We start from the raw sequence: 15408 nt of genomic DNA on the forward strand, positions 1-15408 counted from the left end.
CGGTGCCGTGAGCGGTGTCGCGGGAGCCGCCGGGGCGAGCAGTCGGTCGAGCAGGGCCGACACCGCGGCGTCCGGGTCTGCGGGCCGGGGCAGCGGCGGTGGGCTCCCCTCGACGGCGCGGGCGGCGAACCCCGTGTCCAGGTGGGGGAATCTGGCGTCGACGACGGCGACACGCCGCTTGCGCACCTCGCGGGCGAGGACGCCGAGCCAGCCGGCGAGCGCGGCTTTGGAGGCCGCGTAGTCGGCCGTACCGGCCAGGGGGGTGTCGACGACGGCGCCGGTCACCGCGGCGAGGAAGCCGCCGTCGCCGACCACGGGGGCGGCGCCCCGCAGGACAGCCATGGGACAGAGGGCGTTCACGGTGAGCAGGTGTTCGGCGGCGGCGTCCGACACGCGCGCTGCCGGCCCGAAGGCGGCGACGCCGACGGTCACCAGGACGCCGTCCAGGCCGCCGAGGGCCTCGGCCGCCCACGGAGCCAGACCGGAGCAGCCGCGCAGGTCGTAGGCGTCGATACGGCGGGCCGGGCTGCCGGTTCCGGCGGCCAGGGCCGCCAGGCGGCGGCGGTCGCGGCCGGCCAGCGCGGTCCGGCAGTGCCTCCCGGCCAGCCCGCGGACGGCGAGGGTGCCGATCTCGCCGGTGGCGCCGACCACCAGCACCCTCGCGCCGCCGCCGGGCACGTTCACCTCCTCGGCAGCTCGGCGGGCCGGCCGGCCGCCGGGCCGAGCCGCGGGCGGCCCGCCGTCTCGCGGGCGGCCTGGTCGGGGTGGCGGCGCCGCCAGTACGGGTTGTCGTGCGGCAGGCCGCCGCTGACCCGGCCGTACATGCCGAACGTCATGATCAGCAGGCCCATCAGGAAGCTGAAGAAGACGTTGGAGAGGCCGAAGTCCAAAATGTTGCCGGGTCGCCCGATGAGGAACAGGTGCACGAACCCGCTCAGGAGGAACAGCACGCCGACCGCGATGTTGACGGACGAGGCGACGTTGCCGCCGATCAGGGCGGCGACGACCAGGAGCAGTCCGAACACGACCGAGACGGTGCTCAGCAGTCCGTTCGTGGACAGGCCGGCGATCTGCTGCCCGTCGGTGTCGAAGGCGGAGAGGCTGTCGGCGTAGCCGAGGCAGCCGAAGAGGAGGAGCAGCAGGCCGCACAGGGCGGCTCCGATCCGGTAGACCCTGTTCAGGGGGTGGTCGACCGGAAGTTCGTCACGCAGGCTCATGGGTCCTCCCGTGGATGGCTGCATACAGGCCCCGAGGTCTCCAGGCTGGGGCGCGGCTGCCGGTACGGAAAGTCGCAGTGATTCTGCACCGTTTTGCCTGACTCCTCCGCACATGCCGGGGATGTGCGGTACCGCTCAGGCGGCGGGCGGACGGGCAGCGGCGTGCACGGCCCGGTGGACGGCGCGGGCCAGGCGCGCGCCCCACAGGGAGCGGGGGCCGGCAAAGGGGTGGGCGTCCTCGCCCCCGCGGGGGACGCGGGCGGCGACGCACACGGCGTCCGTCGGGGTGCCCGAGCAGTCGTATCCGGCGTCCAGCAGCGCCTGCACCTTGGCTTCGGTGGCGGTTGCCACCGCGTTGACCAGCGCGGCATCGGTCAGGGCCACGGGAAGCGCCACCACGATGTTGACCGTGCCCGGCTGCGGCGCCGCGGCGGCGCCCTGCCCGGGAGCGGCCGCCCAGCCCCGCACTCCGAGCCCCGCGGTGGCCACCGCCTCCGCTCCCGCGTCGTGCGCGTGGCCGTACGCGCGGACGTCGGCGGCTGTCATCAGGCCGACGCCAGGCCCGCGCACGCCCGCGTCCCGGGCGAGCTCCGCGAGGTGGCGTTCCGGATCGGTGCGCCGGTAGCCGTGCGACACCTGGGCGTTGAGGACCCAGGCCCGTTCCCCGATGCCGCCGCCGAGGACGGCGCTGCTGATCATCCGCCAGTCCGCACCGGCCCGCCACAGAAGGCCGTGCAGCCGCTCGCCGCCCTCCAGGCGGTCGAGCGGCTGCACGGGCAGCAGGCCGGTTGCGGGGCGGGGCGGCGGAATGACTGCGGACACCGGGCGGGAACTCCTTGCGGGGCGGGGACCGGCTGATCGTACGCCGCGGCAGCCGCCCGCGCGGAGGGGAGGGGAGGCCGGGGCGGTGCAGGGCCTGCCCCCGTCCCGTGGCGGGGGCAGGTACCGCCGACCGCTACTTCGGCATCAGGACGGTGTCGATGATGTAGACGTTGGCGTTCGCCGTCTTGACGTTGCCGCACACCACCGCCGCCGTGTCGTTGACCTTGTAGGACTCGCCCGAGCCCTTGGTCGTGACCGTGCCCTTCTGGAGGGTCTCGAAGGAGCCGTTCTCGAGCTGCTGCGGCGTCAGCCTCTGCCCGACGACGTGGTAGGTGAGGATGTTCGTCAGGGCCGCCTTGTCGGCGAGGACCTTGTCGAGGTCGGCCTTCGGGATCTTGGCGAAGGCTTCGTTGGTGGGCGCGAAGACGGTGATGTCCTTCGCGTTGTTCAGGGTGTCGACGAGGCCGGCCTGCTTCACCGCGGCGACGAGGGTGGAGAGGGCCGGGTTGTTGGAGGCCGCGGTGGCGACCGGGTCCTGGGCCATGCCCTCGAAGGAGCCGGCGCCTTCCTCGGGCACGCTCGCGCAGCCCGGGCCGAACGGCTTGCCGCCCGTTGCCGCGTCGTCCATCGGGGCGCTCCCGGCGGTCTGCGCTGCCCCCTCGGCTCCCGCGGTGGGGGCGGCCTTGGTCTCGCTGCCGGAGTCGGAGCACGCGGCGAGGGAGAAGGGCAGGACGGCTGCGGCCGCAACGGCGACTGCGGTACGGCGGATGCGGATGGTGTTCATGGTGGGTCTACTCCTTCAACGAGGGTTGTACGGCTGTTCGGTTGTCCGGTGGCCGGGGTGGTGCTCCGGCCGGCCCGCGAGCAGGCCGGCCGGTGGTCTGGGGGACGGTGACGAAGACGCTGTGCCGGCCGCTCGCCCCGTCGGGGACGGTGCGGGTGCGCTCTTCGGTCTGCACCCGTCCGGTGCCGTCCGTGGCGCGGACGGTGAGGGTGTGTCCGCCGGGAGCGGCCTCCCAGCGGTAGGTCCACTGCCGCCAGGTGTCCGCGCCCGTCGGAGCCGCGAGGTCGGCGTCCTGCCAGGGCCCGTCGTCGATGCGGACCTCGACCCGGATGATGCCTCTGCGCTGGGCCCAGGCGACGCCCGCGACGGTGACCGGCCCGGCGGCGGGCCGCGCGAAGGGCTTGGGGGTGTCGATGCGGGACTGGGTCTTGACCGGCGCCCGCCGGGCCCAGCCGCGCCGGACCCAGTAGGGGTCGTAGGCGTCGAAGGAGGTCAGCTCCATGTCGGTGATCCACTTGCAGGCGGAGACGTAGCCGTAGAGGCCGGGCACGAGCATCCGCGCGGGGAAGCCGTGGTCGAAGGGGAGCGGTTCGCCGTTCATGCCGACGGCGAGCATGGCGTCCCGCCCGTCCATCAGCTCCTCGACCGGGGAACCGAGGGTCATGCCGTCCGCGGAGCGCGCCACCAGCTGGTCGGACCTGCCGCCCTGGGACGGCGGCCGCACGCCGGCCTCCCGCAGGAGGTCGGCGAGGGGGACGCCGAGCCAGCGGGCGGTGCCGGTGTACGGACCGCCGACCTCGTTGGAGACGCAGGTGAGGGTGATGTCGCGCTCGACGAGGGGGCGGGCCAGGAGCTCGCCGAGGGTGAGGGTGCGGGGGCGTGTGACGCCCTCGCCGTGGATCCGCAGGCGCCAGGTTCCGGCGTCGATCCTCGGCACGGCGAGCGCGGTGTCGACGCGGTAGAAGTCGCGGGTGGGTGTGGTGAACGGGCTGATGCCGGGCACCTTCAGTTGTGCGCCGGCCGGGAGGGCCGGGGCCGGGGAGGCCGGCGGCGGCAGGACCAGGGCGTTCCGGGAGGCGGCGGCATCCTGCCCGTGCCGGTCGGCGAGGGTGCGGCCCAGGGCTCCGGCGGAGGCGGCGGCGCCGGCGGTGGCAGCCGCCGCGGTGAGGAAGCCCCGCCTGTTCCAGTCGCCCCGGCCGCTCCCGGCCGGCCCGTCCGGCGGGGCGCCTGCCCTCCGCGCGACCAGGAAGCAGAGGGTGGCCGCCCCTGCCGCCGCGCCGGCGAGCGAGGGAAGCGCGTCGCCGAGGCCGGCGGCGTCGGGACGGCTCAGCGCGGCGGCGGCGCCGACGGCTCCGAAGAGCAGGACGCCGGCCGCCCCGGCACGCAGGTGACGCAGGCTCAGTACGCCGAGGCCGGCGGCGCTGAGCGCCAGCAGGAAGAGGATGCCGAGCCGGAGGGCGTCCTTGTCGTCCTCCCCGAAGGTGCGGACCGCGAAGTCCTTCACCGCGGCCGGGGCCAGGTCAACCACCGCGCCGCCCACGACCGTCACCGGGCCCGCGGCCGGGCGGGCCAGGCCGGCTGCCAGCTCGGCCGCGGCGAGCGCCGCGAACGCGGCCAGGAGTCCGGCCAGGGCGCCGGGGCCGACGCGGGCGAGGGTGTTGCGGAAGCTGCTCACGTACGGGATTCGGCGGCACGCGCCCGGCGGATTGGCCGGACACCCGAACGAGTGAAATATCGCGCCTGTGGCGCCCGGCACTTGACATCAACCCGGCGGCCCGTCCAACTCGTCGGCCGGAGCGGCTCCCCTCTTCCCTGCTCCCTTCACCCGACCGGGCTGTCCGAACGCGGCGAAGGCGGCGGAGTGCCCTCCCATCCGCAGCGCCGTCCGCTACGAAGAACACCCGACACACCACACGTTCCGGCGCCGGGCTCCGCCCCGCCACCCGGCAGGGGCGGCCCCGCACCACGACGAGGACAAGGACCGGCATGCGATGGACACCCCTCCCCCGGGCAACCCGCCCCGGCGGCCCCTCCCCCTCCTCACCCGTGCCGGAGCCCGGCCGGTGAACCAACCGCTCCCCTCCGGCGCAGGCCACGCCCCGGGCGGGGCCGACCTCGCCGAGCTCATGCAGCAGGTCGCCCGAGGCGACAAGCAGTCCTTCTCCGCGCTCTACGACGCCCTCGCACCCCTGGTCCACGGGATCGTCGTCAGAGTCGTACGCGACCGCGCGCAGTCGGAGGAGGTCGCCCAGGAGGTCATGATCGACCTGTGGCGGCAGGCCGCCCGCTACCGGCCCGACACCGGAAGCGTCACCACCTGGGCGGCGACCATCGCACACCGCCGCGCGGTCGACCGCGTCCGCTCCGCCCAGGCGGCTGCGGACCGCGAGCACACCCAGGCCGCCCGGGAGCACCAGACCGCCTTCGACGAGGTCGCCGAGCAGGTGGAGACCCGGCTGGAGAGCGAGCAGGTACGCCGCTGCCTGCGCGGGCTGACCGAGCTCCAGCGCCAGGCCGTGGACCTGGCCTACTACCGGGGACTGACCTACCGTGAAGTCGCCGAAGCCCTGCGCACACCGCTTCCCACCATCAAGACACGCATGCGCGACGGGCTCATCCGGCTCCGCGACTGCATGGGGGTGACCACATGAAACACGACGTATCCGATCCCCACGCCCTTGCCGCCGCCTACGCGCTGAACGCCCTCGACCCCGGCGAACAGGCGGTGTTCGAGAGCCACCTGCACGAGTGCGCGTCGTGCCGGCAGGAGGTCGCGGAGTTCCTGGCCACCGCGGCGCGCCTGGCCGCGGCCGTCTCCCAGCCGCCGCCTGCGGCGGGCAAGCAGGCGGTCCTGGACGCGATCGACGGTGTGCGGCAGCTGCCGCCGCGGGTGCCCCCGGCCTCGTCCGCGACCGCCCGCGGCGGCACCCTGCGCCGCAGGGCCCTCCCGCTCGCCCTGGCCGCCAGCCTGGCCGCCGCCGCGTCACTCGCCGGCCTGGCCGTGTGGCAGGTCCGGCAGGGCGAGGAGCTGCGGCAGCGGGCCGTACAGGCCGAGCAGCGCCTGGACGACGTCAGCTCCGTCCTCGCGGCGCCCGACGCCCGGGCCGTGCACGGCCGGGCCGCCAACGGCGCCCTGACCACGGTGGTGGCCTCCGACATGCAGAACCGGGCCGTCTTCACCGCCGGCAGCCTTCCGGCGCCCGCCGCCGGCAAGACGTACCAGCTGTGGCTCGACCACGACGGCACCATGCGCCCCGCCGGTTTCATCTCCGGGGACGGGACCGTGCAGCTCAGCGGCGATCCGGCCGACGCGACCGCGGTCGGCCTCAGCCTCGAACCCGTCGGCGGATCGCCCCACCCGACCACCGCGCCCCTGCTGCTGATGGCCCTGCCTTCCTGACCCCGGCGGGCGCCGGCCGCAGTGCGCGCCGGGAGCCTTCAGCGGCGCCGGGCCGCGGCCAGGACCAGGCCGGCGAGCAGCAGCGCCAGGCCGATGGCGAGGACGGGAAGGCCGGTGGCGGGGAGGGTGTACAGGGCCGCCGCGGCCGCGGCGAGCGGTGTGCCGACCGCGGCGGCGACCGCGCCGATCCGGCGCGGTGTCACGGCCGGACCGCCGCCCGCGGACGCCTCGGGGGCGGAGGTCCGCAGGTCGCGGCCGGTGAGGTGGGCGGTGAGGGCGCCGGCCAGCACGGCCCAGGCGACGGCAGTCCAGCCGCCCCGGCCGGCGCCGGTGAGCAGGACGGCCGCGGTGACGGTCGCCCCGGCCGCCATGGCCCGGGGGCTGCCGGCGAAGGCCAAGGTGCGGCGGGCGGTTCCCGGCTGCCGCATTTCCAGCACCGCGGTACGGATCACCAGGGCGGCGGCGGCGAGCACCGGGACGAGGAGGGAGGCGTCGGGATCGGGCATCGCGGGGACCGCTCTCCTCGTGCGGGCCCGGATGCTGCGGACCCGGTCCTGCCGGTGGGCGTCGACCGCCCACGCCTCGGCGTCGGCGGTGGTGGGGGCCACCGGGCGGCGGCCCCTACGTGTGCACCAGTGTCGCCGGAATCGGGCGTCCCGGCAGGCCCCGTACGGATACCCGGCGGCGCCGGGCCCGTCAGCCGGCGAGGTCCGCCAGGACGGCCAGGGCCCGGGGTGCCTCGCCGTGCGGCACGAACAGGTGGTCGTGGTGGTAGCCGGCCACGACGTTGCAGCTCAGGCCCGCCGAGGCCAAGGCCGTCGCGAAGGCGGCGGTCAGACCCACCGCGTCCAGGGCGGAGTGCACGCGCAGGGTGATCCACGCGGCGACGTAGTCGTACGCGAGCCCCAGCCGGTCGGCGTCCGCGCGGGGCAGCACCAGGGTCAGCCCCTCCTCTTCGCGGACCGTGGCCACCGGGCGGGTCCCCGCCGGCACCTCGCCTTGCGGGGCGAGCGCGAACACGTACTCCCCCTCGTTGAGCTGCGGGCTCATCGAGGCAAGCAGGGTGCGGAGGTCCTTCTCTCCTGTCATGTCGCCTCCTCGGGCGTTGCCGTGGCGGGGTGGTCCGGCTCGGGCCGGCAGGTGGGCGTGGTGCGGGACCGGCCGCTCGCGGTCGTGCCGCGCCACGGCTGAGCGGTGCCCGGCTGCGGCAGGCTCCTCGTATCCTGCGGGCATGACCTCACAGCGCCACCTCGTGGAACTGTTCTCGCTGGACGGCCTGGTCGCCGTGGTGACCGGCGGGAGCTCCGGCATCGGACGGGCCGTGGCCGGCGCCCTCGCACGCGCCGGGGCCGGCGTCGTCATCGTGGCGCGCAGGGAGGCCGAACTGGCCTCCGCCGTAGACGAGTTCGCGGCAGACGGCTGCCGGGCGGCCTGGGTGAGCGCCGATCTCGGCACGCGTGAGGGGGTGCGCGCCGCGGCGGAGCAGGCGGCCGGGGTGTTCGGCGAGCCGGACATCCTCGTGAACAGCGCAGGGATCAACCTGCGGCCGCCGATGGGCGAGCTGGACGACGCCGTGTGGGACGCCACGATGGCGGTGAACCTGGAGGCGCCCTACCTGCTGGGGCAGCGCTTCGGGCCCGGCATGGCGGAGCGGGGCTTCGGGCGGATCATCCACATCAGCTCGCAGCAGGCGCACCGGGCGTTCGTGCAGAGCGGCGCCTACGGGGTGTCGAAGGGGGCGCTCGAGTCGCTGGCCCGTTCGCAGGCCGAGGCCTGGTCGCCGCACGGGGTCACGTGCAACGCGCTGGTGCCCGGCTTCGTTGTGACCCCGCTCAACGCGCGGCTGTCGTCCGACGAGGAGACGGTGGCGGCGCTGGCCCGGCGGACGCTGGTCGGACGGAACGGCCTGGCCGAGGACTTCGCCGGTGCGGCCGTGTTCCTCGCCGGCCGGTCGTCCGGCTACATCACGGGCCAGGCGATCTTCGTGGACGGCGGGTTCTCGGCCCACTGAGCCTCCCCGCGCCGCTCTCCCGCCGGTGCCGGCCGCGCCTGCGCAGGGGGGAGGCCCCCGCATGCGGTGGTGGGCTGGTGCCGCCACCGCACCGGAGGTCGTCATCGGGGCCGGGAACCGCGGCGGTCGAGCAGCCGGCGGGCTCGCGGGACCGTGCTGCTAGTTGCCGATGCCGGAGCTGCCGACGCCCGTGTTGCCGAGGCCGGAGCTGCCCACTCCGGAGTTGCCGAGGCCGGAGTTGCCGACGCCTTCGTTGGCCAGGCCGGAGTTGCCCACTCCCAGGTTGGCGAGACCGGAGTTGCCCACTCCCAGGTTGGCGATGCCCGAGTTGCCGACACCGGAGTTCCCGATGCCCGAGTTGCCGACGCCGTCGGCGGCGGCCGCCGCGGCTCCGCCGAGGCCGAGGGCCGCGGCGGCACCCAGCACGACGGTGAAACGGAGAAGACCTGCACGCATTGCATACCTCCTGAGTGCGGTGCGTTTGCGGTACATCAGTAGCATTTGCCCCCTGCGCGGTTGTGGAATATACGACTGTCGTGGTCGTGTCGGCACCGGCTGGCGTACACCCGGCCCGTCCGCCGCGCCGGATAATGGCCGGGTTCCGGTGCGGGTGCACCGGGAGGGGCGGGCAGCCCCGAGGACGGAGGGGTACGGGGAGCGGTGGAACTCGAAGAGGGCGTGCGGGTCAGGCTGGCAGCGGACCTCGGGCTGGCCGGTTCCGTCACCGCGGCCGGGGGCTCCGCGGTCGAGGCGGGTGCCGCCGCCGGGTTCCTGGTGCTGGCCGCGGGCTGCGAGGGGACCGTCGAGCGCGTGGACGAGCACGTACGGGAACCGGGCCCGCAGGTGCGGGAGTACGAGCGGCTCACGTCGCTCCTCGACAGCTTCGGCACCCAGATGCCGCCGGCGAGCCGCCGCAGGGTCGAGGAGCAGGCCGGGGCCCTGGAACCGGAGTGGGCCGCCTGGCAGCAGGACCGGCGCCGGGTGACGGTGCGGGTCCGCTTCGACAACGGGTTCGTCCTCGGCGACGCGCCGGCGGGCCTCTTCACCCCCGCGCCCTGACATCCGGCCCGCCGGGCCGCTGCGGCGGAGCGGACATCCGCGGAACCGCCCGGACCGCCCGAGCGCGTCCCCGGCGTACGACCCCACGGCCAGACGGCCCGGAACCCGGCGCGGCCGGGCGCCGTCGGCAAGGGCCGGGCCGACGGGCGGCAGGCCCCTCCCCCACCAGGCGGAGCGGCCGGGTGCGGCTCGGCACCGCGCTCCTGTGCGCCCGAGCGTCAGCCCTCCGCGGGTTCCGGGCCCGCCGCGGCGAACACGCCCGCGCGGGCGGCGGCCGCGGCGGCGCGGGCGGCGCGCTCGGCCGCGGCGGCGTCCGGGGGCGTGCCGGTCGTCAGCAGCCGGTAGTAGAGGGGCGCGGAGACGCTCCGGACGACCTCCTCCGCATCCGTGTCCGGCGGGAGTTCGCCGCGGGCGACGGCCTGGCGGACGCAGGGCGCCCACTCGGCGACACGGACGGCGTAGAAGCGGTGCAGGGCCTCGGCCGCCCGGGGGTCCGTACCGGCGGCCGCGATCACGGCCCGGAACAGCGGGCCCTGGCGCGGGTCGGCGAGGGTCCGGCGGACCAGGTCGGCGTTGGCGAGGAGGTCGCCGTCCAGGGAGCCCGTCTCGGTGCGGGGCGCGGACTGCTCCGCCATGTCGCCGAGGAGGTCCGCGACGAGCCCGGAGGGCGTGCCCCACCTGCGGTAGACGGTGGTCTTGCCGACTTCGGCGCGCCGGGCCACCTCGGCCAGGTCCAGCCGGTCGAAGCCGGCTTCGGCGAGCAGGTCGCCCGCCGCGTCCAGCACAGCCGCCCGCACGCGGGCAGTCCGGCCGCCGGGCCGCAGGGTGCCCGGCTCCGTGCTCTCACCATCCGACGCCATAACGGGTCTCCAGTTCCATTAATACGCTTCCGCTGTTACGGTGGAACCAGCTTAAGGGGTCCACAGTTCCTTTAATGCGTATCCGCTCATCCTTTTCACGAGGGGGCTCGTCATGGAGTACAGGCAGCTCGGCACCTCCGGTCTCAGCGTCCCGGTCCTGAGCTTCGGCGCCGGGACGTTCGGCGGCGAAGGGCCGCTCTTCGGGGCGTGGGGCGACACCGGCGTCCGCGGGGCGCGCCGCATGGTCGACATCTGCATCGACGCCGGGATCACGCTCTTCGACACCGCCGACGTGTACTCGGCCGGAGCCTCGGAGTCCGTCCTGGGCGCGGCGGTGAAGGGCCGGCGCGACCGGGTTCTGCTCTCCACCAAGGCGGGCCTGCCGATGGGCGACGGGCCCGGCGACGCCGGTACCTCCGGGGCACGCCTGATCCGGTCCACCGAGGACGCCCTGCGCCGGCTCGGCACCGACCGGATCGACCTGTTCCAGCTGCACGCCTTCGATGCGGCCACCCCGGTCGAGGAGGTGCTGTCGGCGCTCGACACGCTGGTGCGCGCGGGGAAGATCCGCCACGTCGGCGTCTCCAACTTCGCGGGCTGGCAGCTGATGAAGTCCCTGGCCGCGGCCGACCGCCACGGCTTCCCCCGGTACGCCGCCCACCAGGTGTACTACTCGCTCGTCGGCCGCGACTACGAGTGGGAGCTGATGCCGCTGGGCCGTGACCAGGGCGTCGGCGCCCTCGTGTGGAGCCCGCTCGGCTGGGGCCGCCTCACCGGCAGGGTACGGCGCGGCCGGCCGCTGCCGGAGGGCAGCCGGCTGCACGCGACCGCGGACTACGGCCCGCCCGTCGACGACGAACTGCTCTACGACGTCGTCGACGTGCTCGACGCGATCGCACGGGAGACCGGCCGGTCGATCCCGCAGGTCGCGCTCAACTGGCTGCTGGGCCGCCCCACCGTGTCGTCCGTGATCATCGGCGCCCGCACCGAGGAGCAGCTGCGGCAGAACATCGGCGCCGTCGGTTGGAGCCTGACGCCGGAGCAGAGCGCGCGGCTGGACGCCGTGAGCCACCGCCCGGCGCCCTATCCGTACTTCCCGTACGAGCGCCAGGAGGGCTTCGCCCGCCTCAACCCCCCGCTGACGGCCCCGGCTCCGGGCCGGGCCGCGTAGGGCCGGGAGCGCGGGCGGAAGCACGGGCGGCACGCGGTCGGCACGGGCGGAGGCGGCGCGGGAGCGGTCGCGGGCGGGCGGACAGGCGGAGGATGCGGCCGAACTGCCCGGGTATCCGGATGCCGTTCGCCTGGCGTATCCCCCGCCGTCACCCCGGGCTCCCCCTCCGGCCCCCGGCGCCCGCTGTCCTGGGGGCCGTTCCCCGCCCCCTACCCGCAGAGGTCGTCCGCCATGGCAGAACTCAACCGCCGCCGCTTCCTTCAGCTCACCGGCGGCACCGCCGCCCTGGGCGTGCTGGGCGAGAGCATCGCGCGCGCCGCCGCCATCCCGGCTCAGGGCTCCACCGGCACCATCGCCGATGTCGAGCACATCGTCGTCCTCATGCAGGAGAACCGTTCCTTCGACCACTACTTCGGCAGGCTGCGCGGCGTGCGCGGCTTCGGCGACCCGCGCCCGGTGACCCTCCCGAGCGGCAAGCCCGTCTGGCACCAGGCCGACAGGACGGGCAAGGTGACGCTGCCCTTCCGGCCGCCGTCGGACGACCTCGGCATGGAGTTCCTGCAGGGCCTCAACCACGACTGGGCAGGCGGCCAGAGCGCCTTCAACAAGGGCAGGTACGACAACTGGGTGCCGGCCAAGACGCCCACCACGATGGCGTACCTGGGCCGCGAGGACATCCCGTTCCACTACGCCCTCGCCGACGCGTTCACGGTCTGCGACGCCTACCACTGCTCGTTCATCGGCTCCACCGACCCCAACCGCTACTACCTGTGGTCCGGCCACACCGGCAACGACGGCAAGGGGGGCGGCCCCGTCCTCAACAACGCCGAACTCGGCTACGGGTGGACGACCTACCCGGAGCGGCTGGAGGCGGCGGGCGTCTCCTGGAAGGTCTACCAGGACATCGGCGACGGTCTCGACGCGGCCGGCCACTGGGGCTGGATCAACGACGCCTACCGGGGCAACTACGGCGACAACTCGCTCCTGTACTTCAACGCCTACCGCAACGCACAGCCCGGCAGCCCCCTGCACGAGAAGGCCCGCACGGGCACCGACGCCAAGGCCGGCGAGGGCTACTTCGACCGGCTCCGGGCGGACGTGAAGTCCGGCAGGCTGCCGCAGGTCTCCTGGATCGCGGCCCCCGAGGCCTTCAGCGAGCACTCCAACTGGCCGTCCAACTACGGCGCCTGGTACATCGCGCAGGTCCTCGACGCGCTCACCTCGAACCCGGACGTGTGGGCCCGTACCGCCCTGTTCATCACCTATGACGAGAATGACGGGTTCTTCGACCACGTCGTCCCGCCGTACGCCCCGGCCAACGCCGGCCAGGGCCTGTCCACGGTGCCGACCGCCCTCGACGTCTTCCCGGGCAAACCCGGTTACACGGCCGGGCCGTACGGGCTGGGCCCGCGCGTGCCGATGCTCGTCGTCTCACCGTGGAGCACCGGCGGCTACTCCTGCTCCGAGACCTTCGACCACACCTCCGTCATCCGCTTCATGGAGAAGCGCTTCGGCGTCCACGAGCCGAACATCTCGCCGTGGCGCCGCGCCGTCTGCGGCGACCTGACCTCCGCGTTCGACTTCGGCCGCAGCGACACCGGCGCCGTTCCGCTGCCCGACACGGGTGCCTGGGAGCCGCGGGACCGCGAGCGGCACCCCGACTTCACGGCCCCCGCGCCCGCCGTGGGCAGCATGCCCCGCCAGGAGAGGGGCGCACGGCCCACCCGCCCGCTGGGGTACGCCCCGTACGTGGACGGCACGGCGCTCACCGCGGAGGGGAGGTTCCGGCTGACGTTCAGCGGCGGGCCGGCGCTGGGCGCGCAGTTCCTCGTCACCTCCGGAAACCGCACCGACGCCCCCTGGACGTACACGACGGCGGCCGGCGCGTCGATCGCGGACACCTGGAACACCCGCTACTCGGGCGGGGTCACCGACCTGACGGTGCACGGCCCGAACGGCTTCGTGCGCCGCTTCCGCAACCCCGGGACGGTCCCCGGGCCCGAGGTCACCGCCCGCCACAACGCCGCGACCGGCAACCTGGACCTCACCTGCACCAACAGGGGGGATGCGACGGCGGTCCTCACCGTCACCAGCGCCTACGGCGGGAGCCCGCAGCGCCTCACCGTCGCGCGGGGCGCCTCGGTCGCGCACACCGTGTCCCTGCTGGGCAGCCGCCACTGGTACGACGTGACGGTCACCGCGTCCGGTACCGCGGACTTCCTGCGGCGTTTCGCGGGCAAGGTCGAGACCGGGGCGCCCGGCCTGTCGGATCCGGCGATCCTGACCGACCCTTCGTCCTGACGCGGACAAACGACGGCGCGGTCCGCCCCCGGTGGGGGCGGACCGCGCCGCGCGGCATCACGCTCGGGTCAGGCCGCGGTGATGTTCTCCGCCTGCGGGCCCTTCTGGCCGGCGGTGACGTCGAAGTTCACGCGCTGGCCTTCCTGCAGCTCGCGGAAGCCGTTGGCGACGATGTTCGAGTAGTGGGCGAAGACGTCCGGGCCGCCGCCGTCCTGCTCGATGAAGCCGAAGCCCTTTTCAGCGTTGAACCACTTCACGGTACCGGTAGCCATGAGTTCTCCTTCTGGGAGTTTTTGGGTCGCACACCGTGCGCGGCCCCGTCGCTGAAATGAGCCCATCCGGAGGTGCCGGAAAACAAAAAGTGCGCCCATCGCATAGCGTCGGGCGCACACAAATCCATGGGGTGCCAAAACTGCAACGTGACCAGGCTAGCACGGATCGTCGCCGGAGCCACTGCCTCCGGGGGCGGGCATCGGGGGTCGGTGGTGCGGGGTCGCACGGGTGCGGCGCAGAGCCCAGACTGGTACCAGCCGTCGCGGCTCCGGCGGAGGTCCCGGAGCCCGGTGAGCGGGAGGCAGAACGTGGTCATCACCCACCACCTCGCGGAAGGCGTCCTGTACGTGCAGGTGCCGCGGGAGCTGGACGTCGGCAACCGGGCGGCGGCCGCCCTGGAGATCGAGGCGCTGGTGCACGCCCACCGCCCCGGACGGGTGGAGGTCCGGCTGCCGTCGCGCCACCCCTCCCCCATGACCTTCAGCGCGCTGGCCCGCGTCCACCGCATGTGCCAGAGCCTCGGCGTCCCCCTCGCCACGACCGGCCCCGACGGGGAGGCGCCGCCGGAGCCCCTCGCCGGCGCCCTCCCGGACCGGCCCCACCAGCTGGAACACGGCGCGCGGCACGACCACTGACCCGGCGCGGCGGGCGCCCCGGCGCCGTGGGTGGCGCTCCGAGGCGGCGGTCACATCCCGACGTGCTGCGGTGTGGCCCGGGCGTCCGGGGTCTCCCCTTCGGCGATCATGGACGCCGGCATACGGAGGAGTGGGGCTGTGGGGAACCTGGAGATGAGCACCGGCGACATGCGGGACGTGATCCGCCTGCTGACGGCGGTGGAGCGGACACCCGAGCAGGACAGGGTCCTCGCAGCGGCGCGGGAGCAGTGCACGCGGGCGGATGCGCGGTTCGAGAACGAGGGCGTCCGGCTGGACGTACCGGTCGCACAGGCCCTGGAGGATCTGCTGGAGGGCGCGCCCAGCGCGGACGAGGGGCCCGGCTACATGTACGCCTTCCAGGCGCTGGTCGCGGTGCAGTTCTCCGACACCTGCGATCTCGGCCACTGGAACCGGCCGTCCTGGTTCCACACCGTCGACGACGAGATGACCCGCCTCGGGGTCCCCGGAGACCTGGCGCCGGCCTCGCTGCTGTTCGGCGGGCCGCCGCTGCGCCTGCCGCATCCCGGTGACGCCGTGCCCCGCATGGGCACCTTCCCGGCCTCCCGGGCCGCGGAGGTCGTCGAGGCCTACGAGGCGGTCCTCGACCGGCTCGACCCCGACGTCCGCGAGACGGCGGAGGTGCTGCTGGGGCCGATGCGGGACGAGGCCCGCGAGTGGGAGGCCGCGAAGGCGGCGGGCCGGACGGAGGACACCCTCTTCTTCTGGCTCCACTGAGCTCCCCGGCCGCCGTGTGCGCCGTGCCCGCGCGCGCCGTGCCGGGCGCGGGCCCGGCGCCCCGTATATGTTCTGTGCTGCCGTCGGAAGCGGCCGACGGCTCCGCAGCGAGGTGGGGC

17 protein-coding genes and 1 pseudogene are annotated in these 15408 nt (G+C 74.7%); 8 read left to right on the forward strand and 10 right to left on the reverse strand.

The window, feature by feature from the left end:
• Positions 1-180 precede the first annotated feature (180 nt).
• The 5 genes and pseudogenes from C0216_RS15895 to C0216_RS15915 form a co-directional block, all read right to left on the reverse strand.
• Positions 181-684 (reverse strand): annotated as a pseudogene (locus C0216_RS15895) (SDR family NAD(P)-dependent oxidoreductase); the annotation flags it as partial.
• Positions 681-1217: a DUF4383 domain-containing protein gene (locus C0216_RS15900; protein ID WP_114055923.1), complete on the reverse strand. Its 537-nt coding sequence runs from the start codon at positions 1215-1217 to the stop codon at positions 681-683. The gene C0216_RS15900 and the pseudogene C0216_RS15895, both read right to left, overlap by 4 nt.
• 135 nt (positions 1218-1352) lie before the next feature.
• Positions 1353-2039, reverse strand: a complete 687-nt coding sequence (locus C0216_RS15905; RefSeq protein ID WP_114055924.1) for an adenosylcobinamide amidohydrolase — start codon at positions 2037-2039, stop codon at positions 1353-1355.
• A gap of 133 nt (positions 2040-2172) precedes the next feature.
• On the reverse strand, positions 2173-2823 hold the full coding sequence (locus C0216_RS15910; RefSeq protein WP_114055925.1) for a fasciclin domain-containing protein: 651 nt from the start codon (positions 2821-2823) through the stop codon (positions 2173-2175).
• A 7-nt stretch (positions 2824-2830) separates the two neighbouring features.
• Positions 2831-4507: a molybdopterin-dependent oxidoreductase gene (locus tag C0216_RS15915; RefSeq protein WP_114058699.1), complete on the reverse strand. Its 1677-nt coding sequence runs from the start codon at positions 4505-4507 to the stop codon at positions 2831-2833.
• A 379-nt stretch (positions 4508-4886) separates the two neighbouring features.
• Between C0216_RS15915 and sigK the strand changes: the two genes are divergently transcribed.
• Complete coding sequence (sigK, locus tag C0216_RS15920) at positions 4887-5474, forward strand: ECF RNA polymerase sigma factor SigK (RefSeq protein WP_246042564.1); 588 nt, start codon at positions 4887-4889, stop codon at positions 5472-5474.
• Positions 5471-6223, forward strand: a complete 753-nt coding sequence (locus tag C0216_RS15925; RefSeq protein WP_114055927.1) for an anti-sigma factor — start codon at positions 5471-5473, stop codon at positions 6221-6223. Before sigK ends, C0216_RS15925 begins: the two co-directional genes overlap by 4 nt.
• Before the next feature lie 38 nt (positions 6224-6261).
• Here C0216_RS15925 and C0216_RS34405 read toward each other — a convergent pair whose 3' ends face one another.
• Positions 6262-6831, reverse strand: a complete 570-nt coding sequence (locus C0216_RS34405; RefSeq protein WP_246042565.1) for a hypothetical protein — start codon at positions 6829-6831, stop codon at positions 6262-6264.
• An 88-nt stretch (positions 6832-6919) separates the two neighbouring features.
• Entirely contained in the window at positions 6920-7312 is a 393-nt protein-coding gene (locus C0216_RS15935; RefSeq protein ID WP_114055928.1) for an ACT domain-containing protein, read from the reverse strand.
• 142 nt (positions 7313-7454) lie between these two features.
• Here C0216_RS15935 and C0216_RS15940 point away from each other — a divergent pair, with 142 nt between their 5' ends.
• Complete coding sequence (locus tag C0216_RS15940; RefSeq protein WP_114055929.1) at positions 7455-8234, forward strand: SDR family NAD(P)-dependent oxidoreductase; 780 nt, start codon at positions 7455-7457, stop codon at positions 8232-8234.
• 159 nt (positions 8235-8393) lie between these two features.
• Here the strand turns inward: C0216_RS15940 and C0216_RS15945 are convergent, their stop codons facing one another.
• Positions 8394-8690, reverse strand: coding sequence for a pentapeptide repeat-containing protein (locus C0216_RS15945; protein WP_114055930.1), 297 nt, complete (start codon positions 8688-8690; stop codon positions 8394-8396).
• Between the two features lie 204 nt (positions 8691-8894).
• Between C0216_RS15945 and C0216_RS15950 the strand changes: the two genes are divergently transcribed.
• A complete protein-coding gene (locus C0216_RS15950) occupies positions 8895-9293 on the forward strand; it encodes a hypothetical protein (RefSeq protein WP_114055931.1) in 399 nt (132 codons plus the stop codon).
• Positions 9294-9511: 218 nt separating this feature from the next.
• On the opposite strand, the gene C0216_RS15955 is transcribed toward C0216_RS15950, so the two are convergent.
• The gene (locus C0216_RS15955) at positions 9512-10153 is read right to left on the reverse strand and encodes a TetR/AcrR family transcriptional regulator (RefSeq protein ID WP_114055932.1); all 642 of its coding nucleotides are present in this window, start codon (positions 10151-10153) and stop codon (positions 9512-9514) included.
• Between the two features lie 112 nt (positions 10154-10265).
• Here C0216_RS15955 and C0216_RS15960 point away from each other — a divergent pair, with 112 nt between their 5' ends.
• On the forward strand, positions 10266-11324 hold the full coding sequence (locus C0216_RS15960; RefSeq protein WP_114055933.1) for an aldo/keto reductase: 1059 nt from the start codon (positions 10266-10268) through the stop codon (positions 11322-11324).
• 231 nt (positions 11325-11555) lie between these two features.
• Positions 11556-13625: a phosphocholine-specific phospholipase C gene (locus tag C0216_RS15965; RefSeq protein WP_114055934.1), complete on the forward strand. Its 2070-nt coding sequence runs from the start codon at positions 11556-11558 to the stop codon at positions 13623-13625.
• A 68-nt stretch (positions 13626-13693) separates the two neighbouring features.
• Here the strand turns inward: C0216_RS15965 and C0216_RS15970 are convergent, their stop codons facing one another.
• Positions 13694-13897: a cold-shock protein gene (locus C0216_RS15970; RefSeq protein WP_114055935.1), complete on the reverse strand. Its 204-nt coding sequence runs from the start codon at positions 13895-13897 to the stop codon at positions 13694-13696.
• Positions 13898-14188: 291 nt separating this feature from the next.
• Here C0216_RS15970 and C0216_RS15975 point away from each other — a divergent pair, with 291 nt between their 5' ends.
• On the forward strand, positions 14189-14533 hold the full coding sequence (locus C0216_RS15975; RefSeq protein ID WP_216827089.1) for a hypothetical protein: 345 nt from the start codon (positions 14189-14191) through the stop codon (positions 14531-14533).
• Between the two features lie 138 nt (positions 14534-14671).
• The gene (locus C0216_RS15980) at positions 14672-15289 is read left to right on the forward strand and encodes a DUF7691 family protein (RefSeq protein ID WP_246042566.1); all 618 of its coding nucleotides are present in this window, start codon (positions 14672-14674) and stop codon (positions 15287-15289) included.
• The last annotated feature ends 119 nt before the right edge of the window (positions 15290-15408 follow it).

The sequence above is a fragment of the Streptomyces globosus genome, from assembly GCF_003325375.1.
GTDB classification, from domain to species: Bacteria; Actinomycetota; Actinomycetes; order Streptomycetales; family Streptomycetaceae; genus Streptomyces; species Streptomyces globosus_A.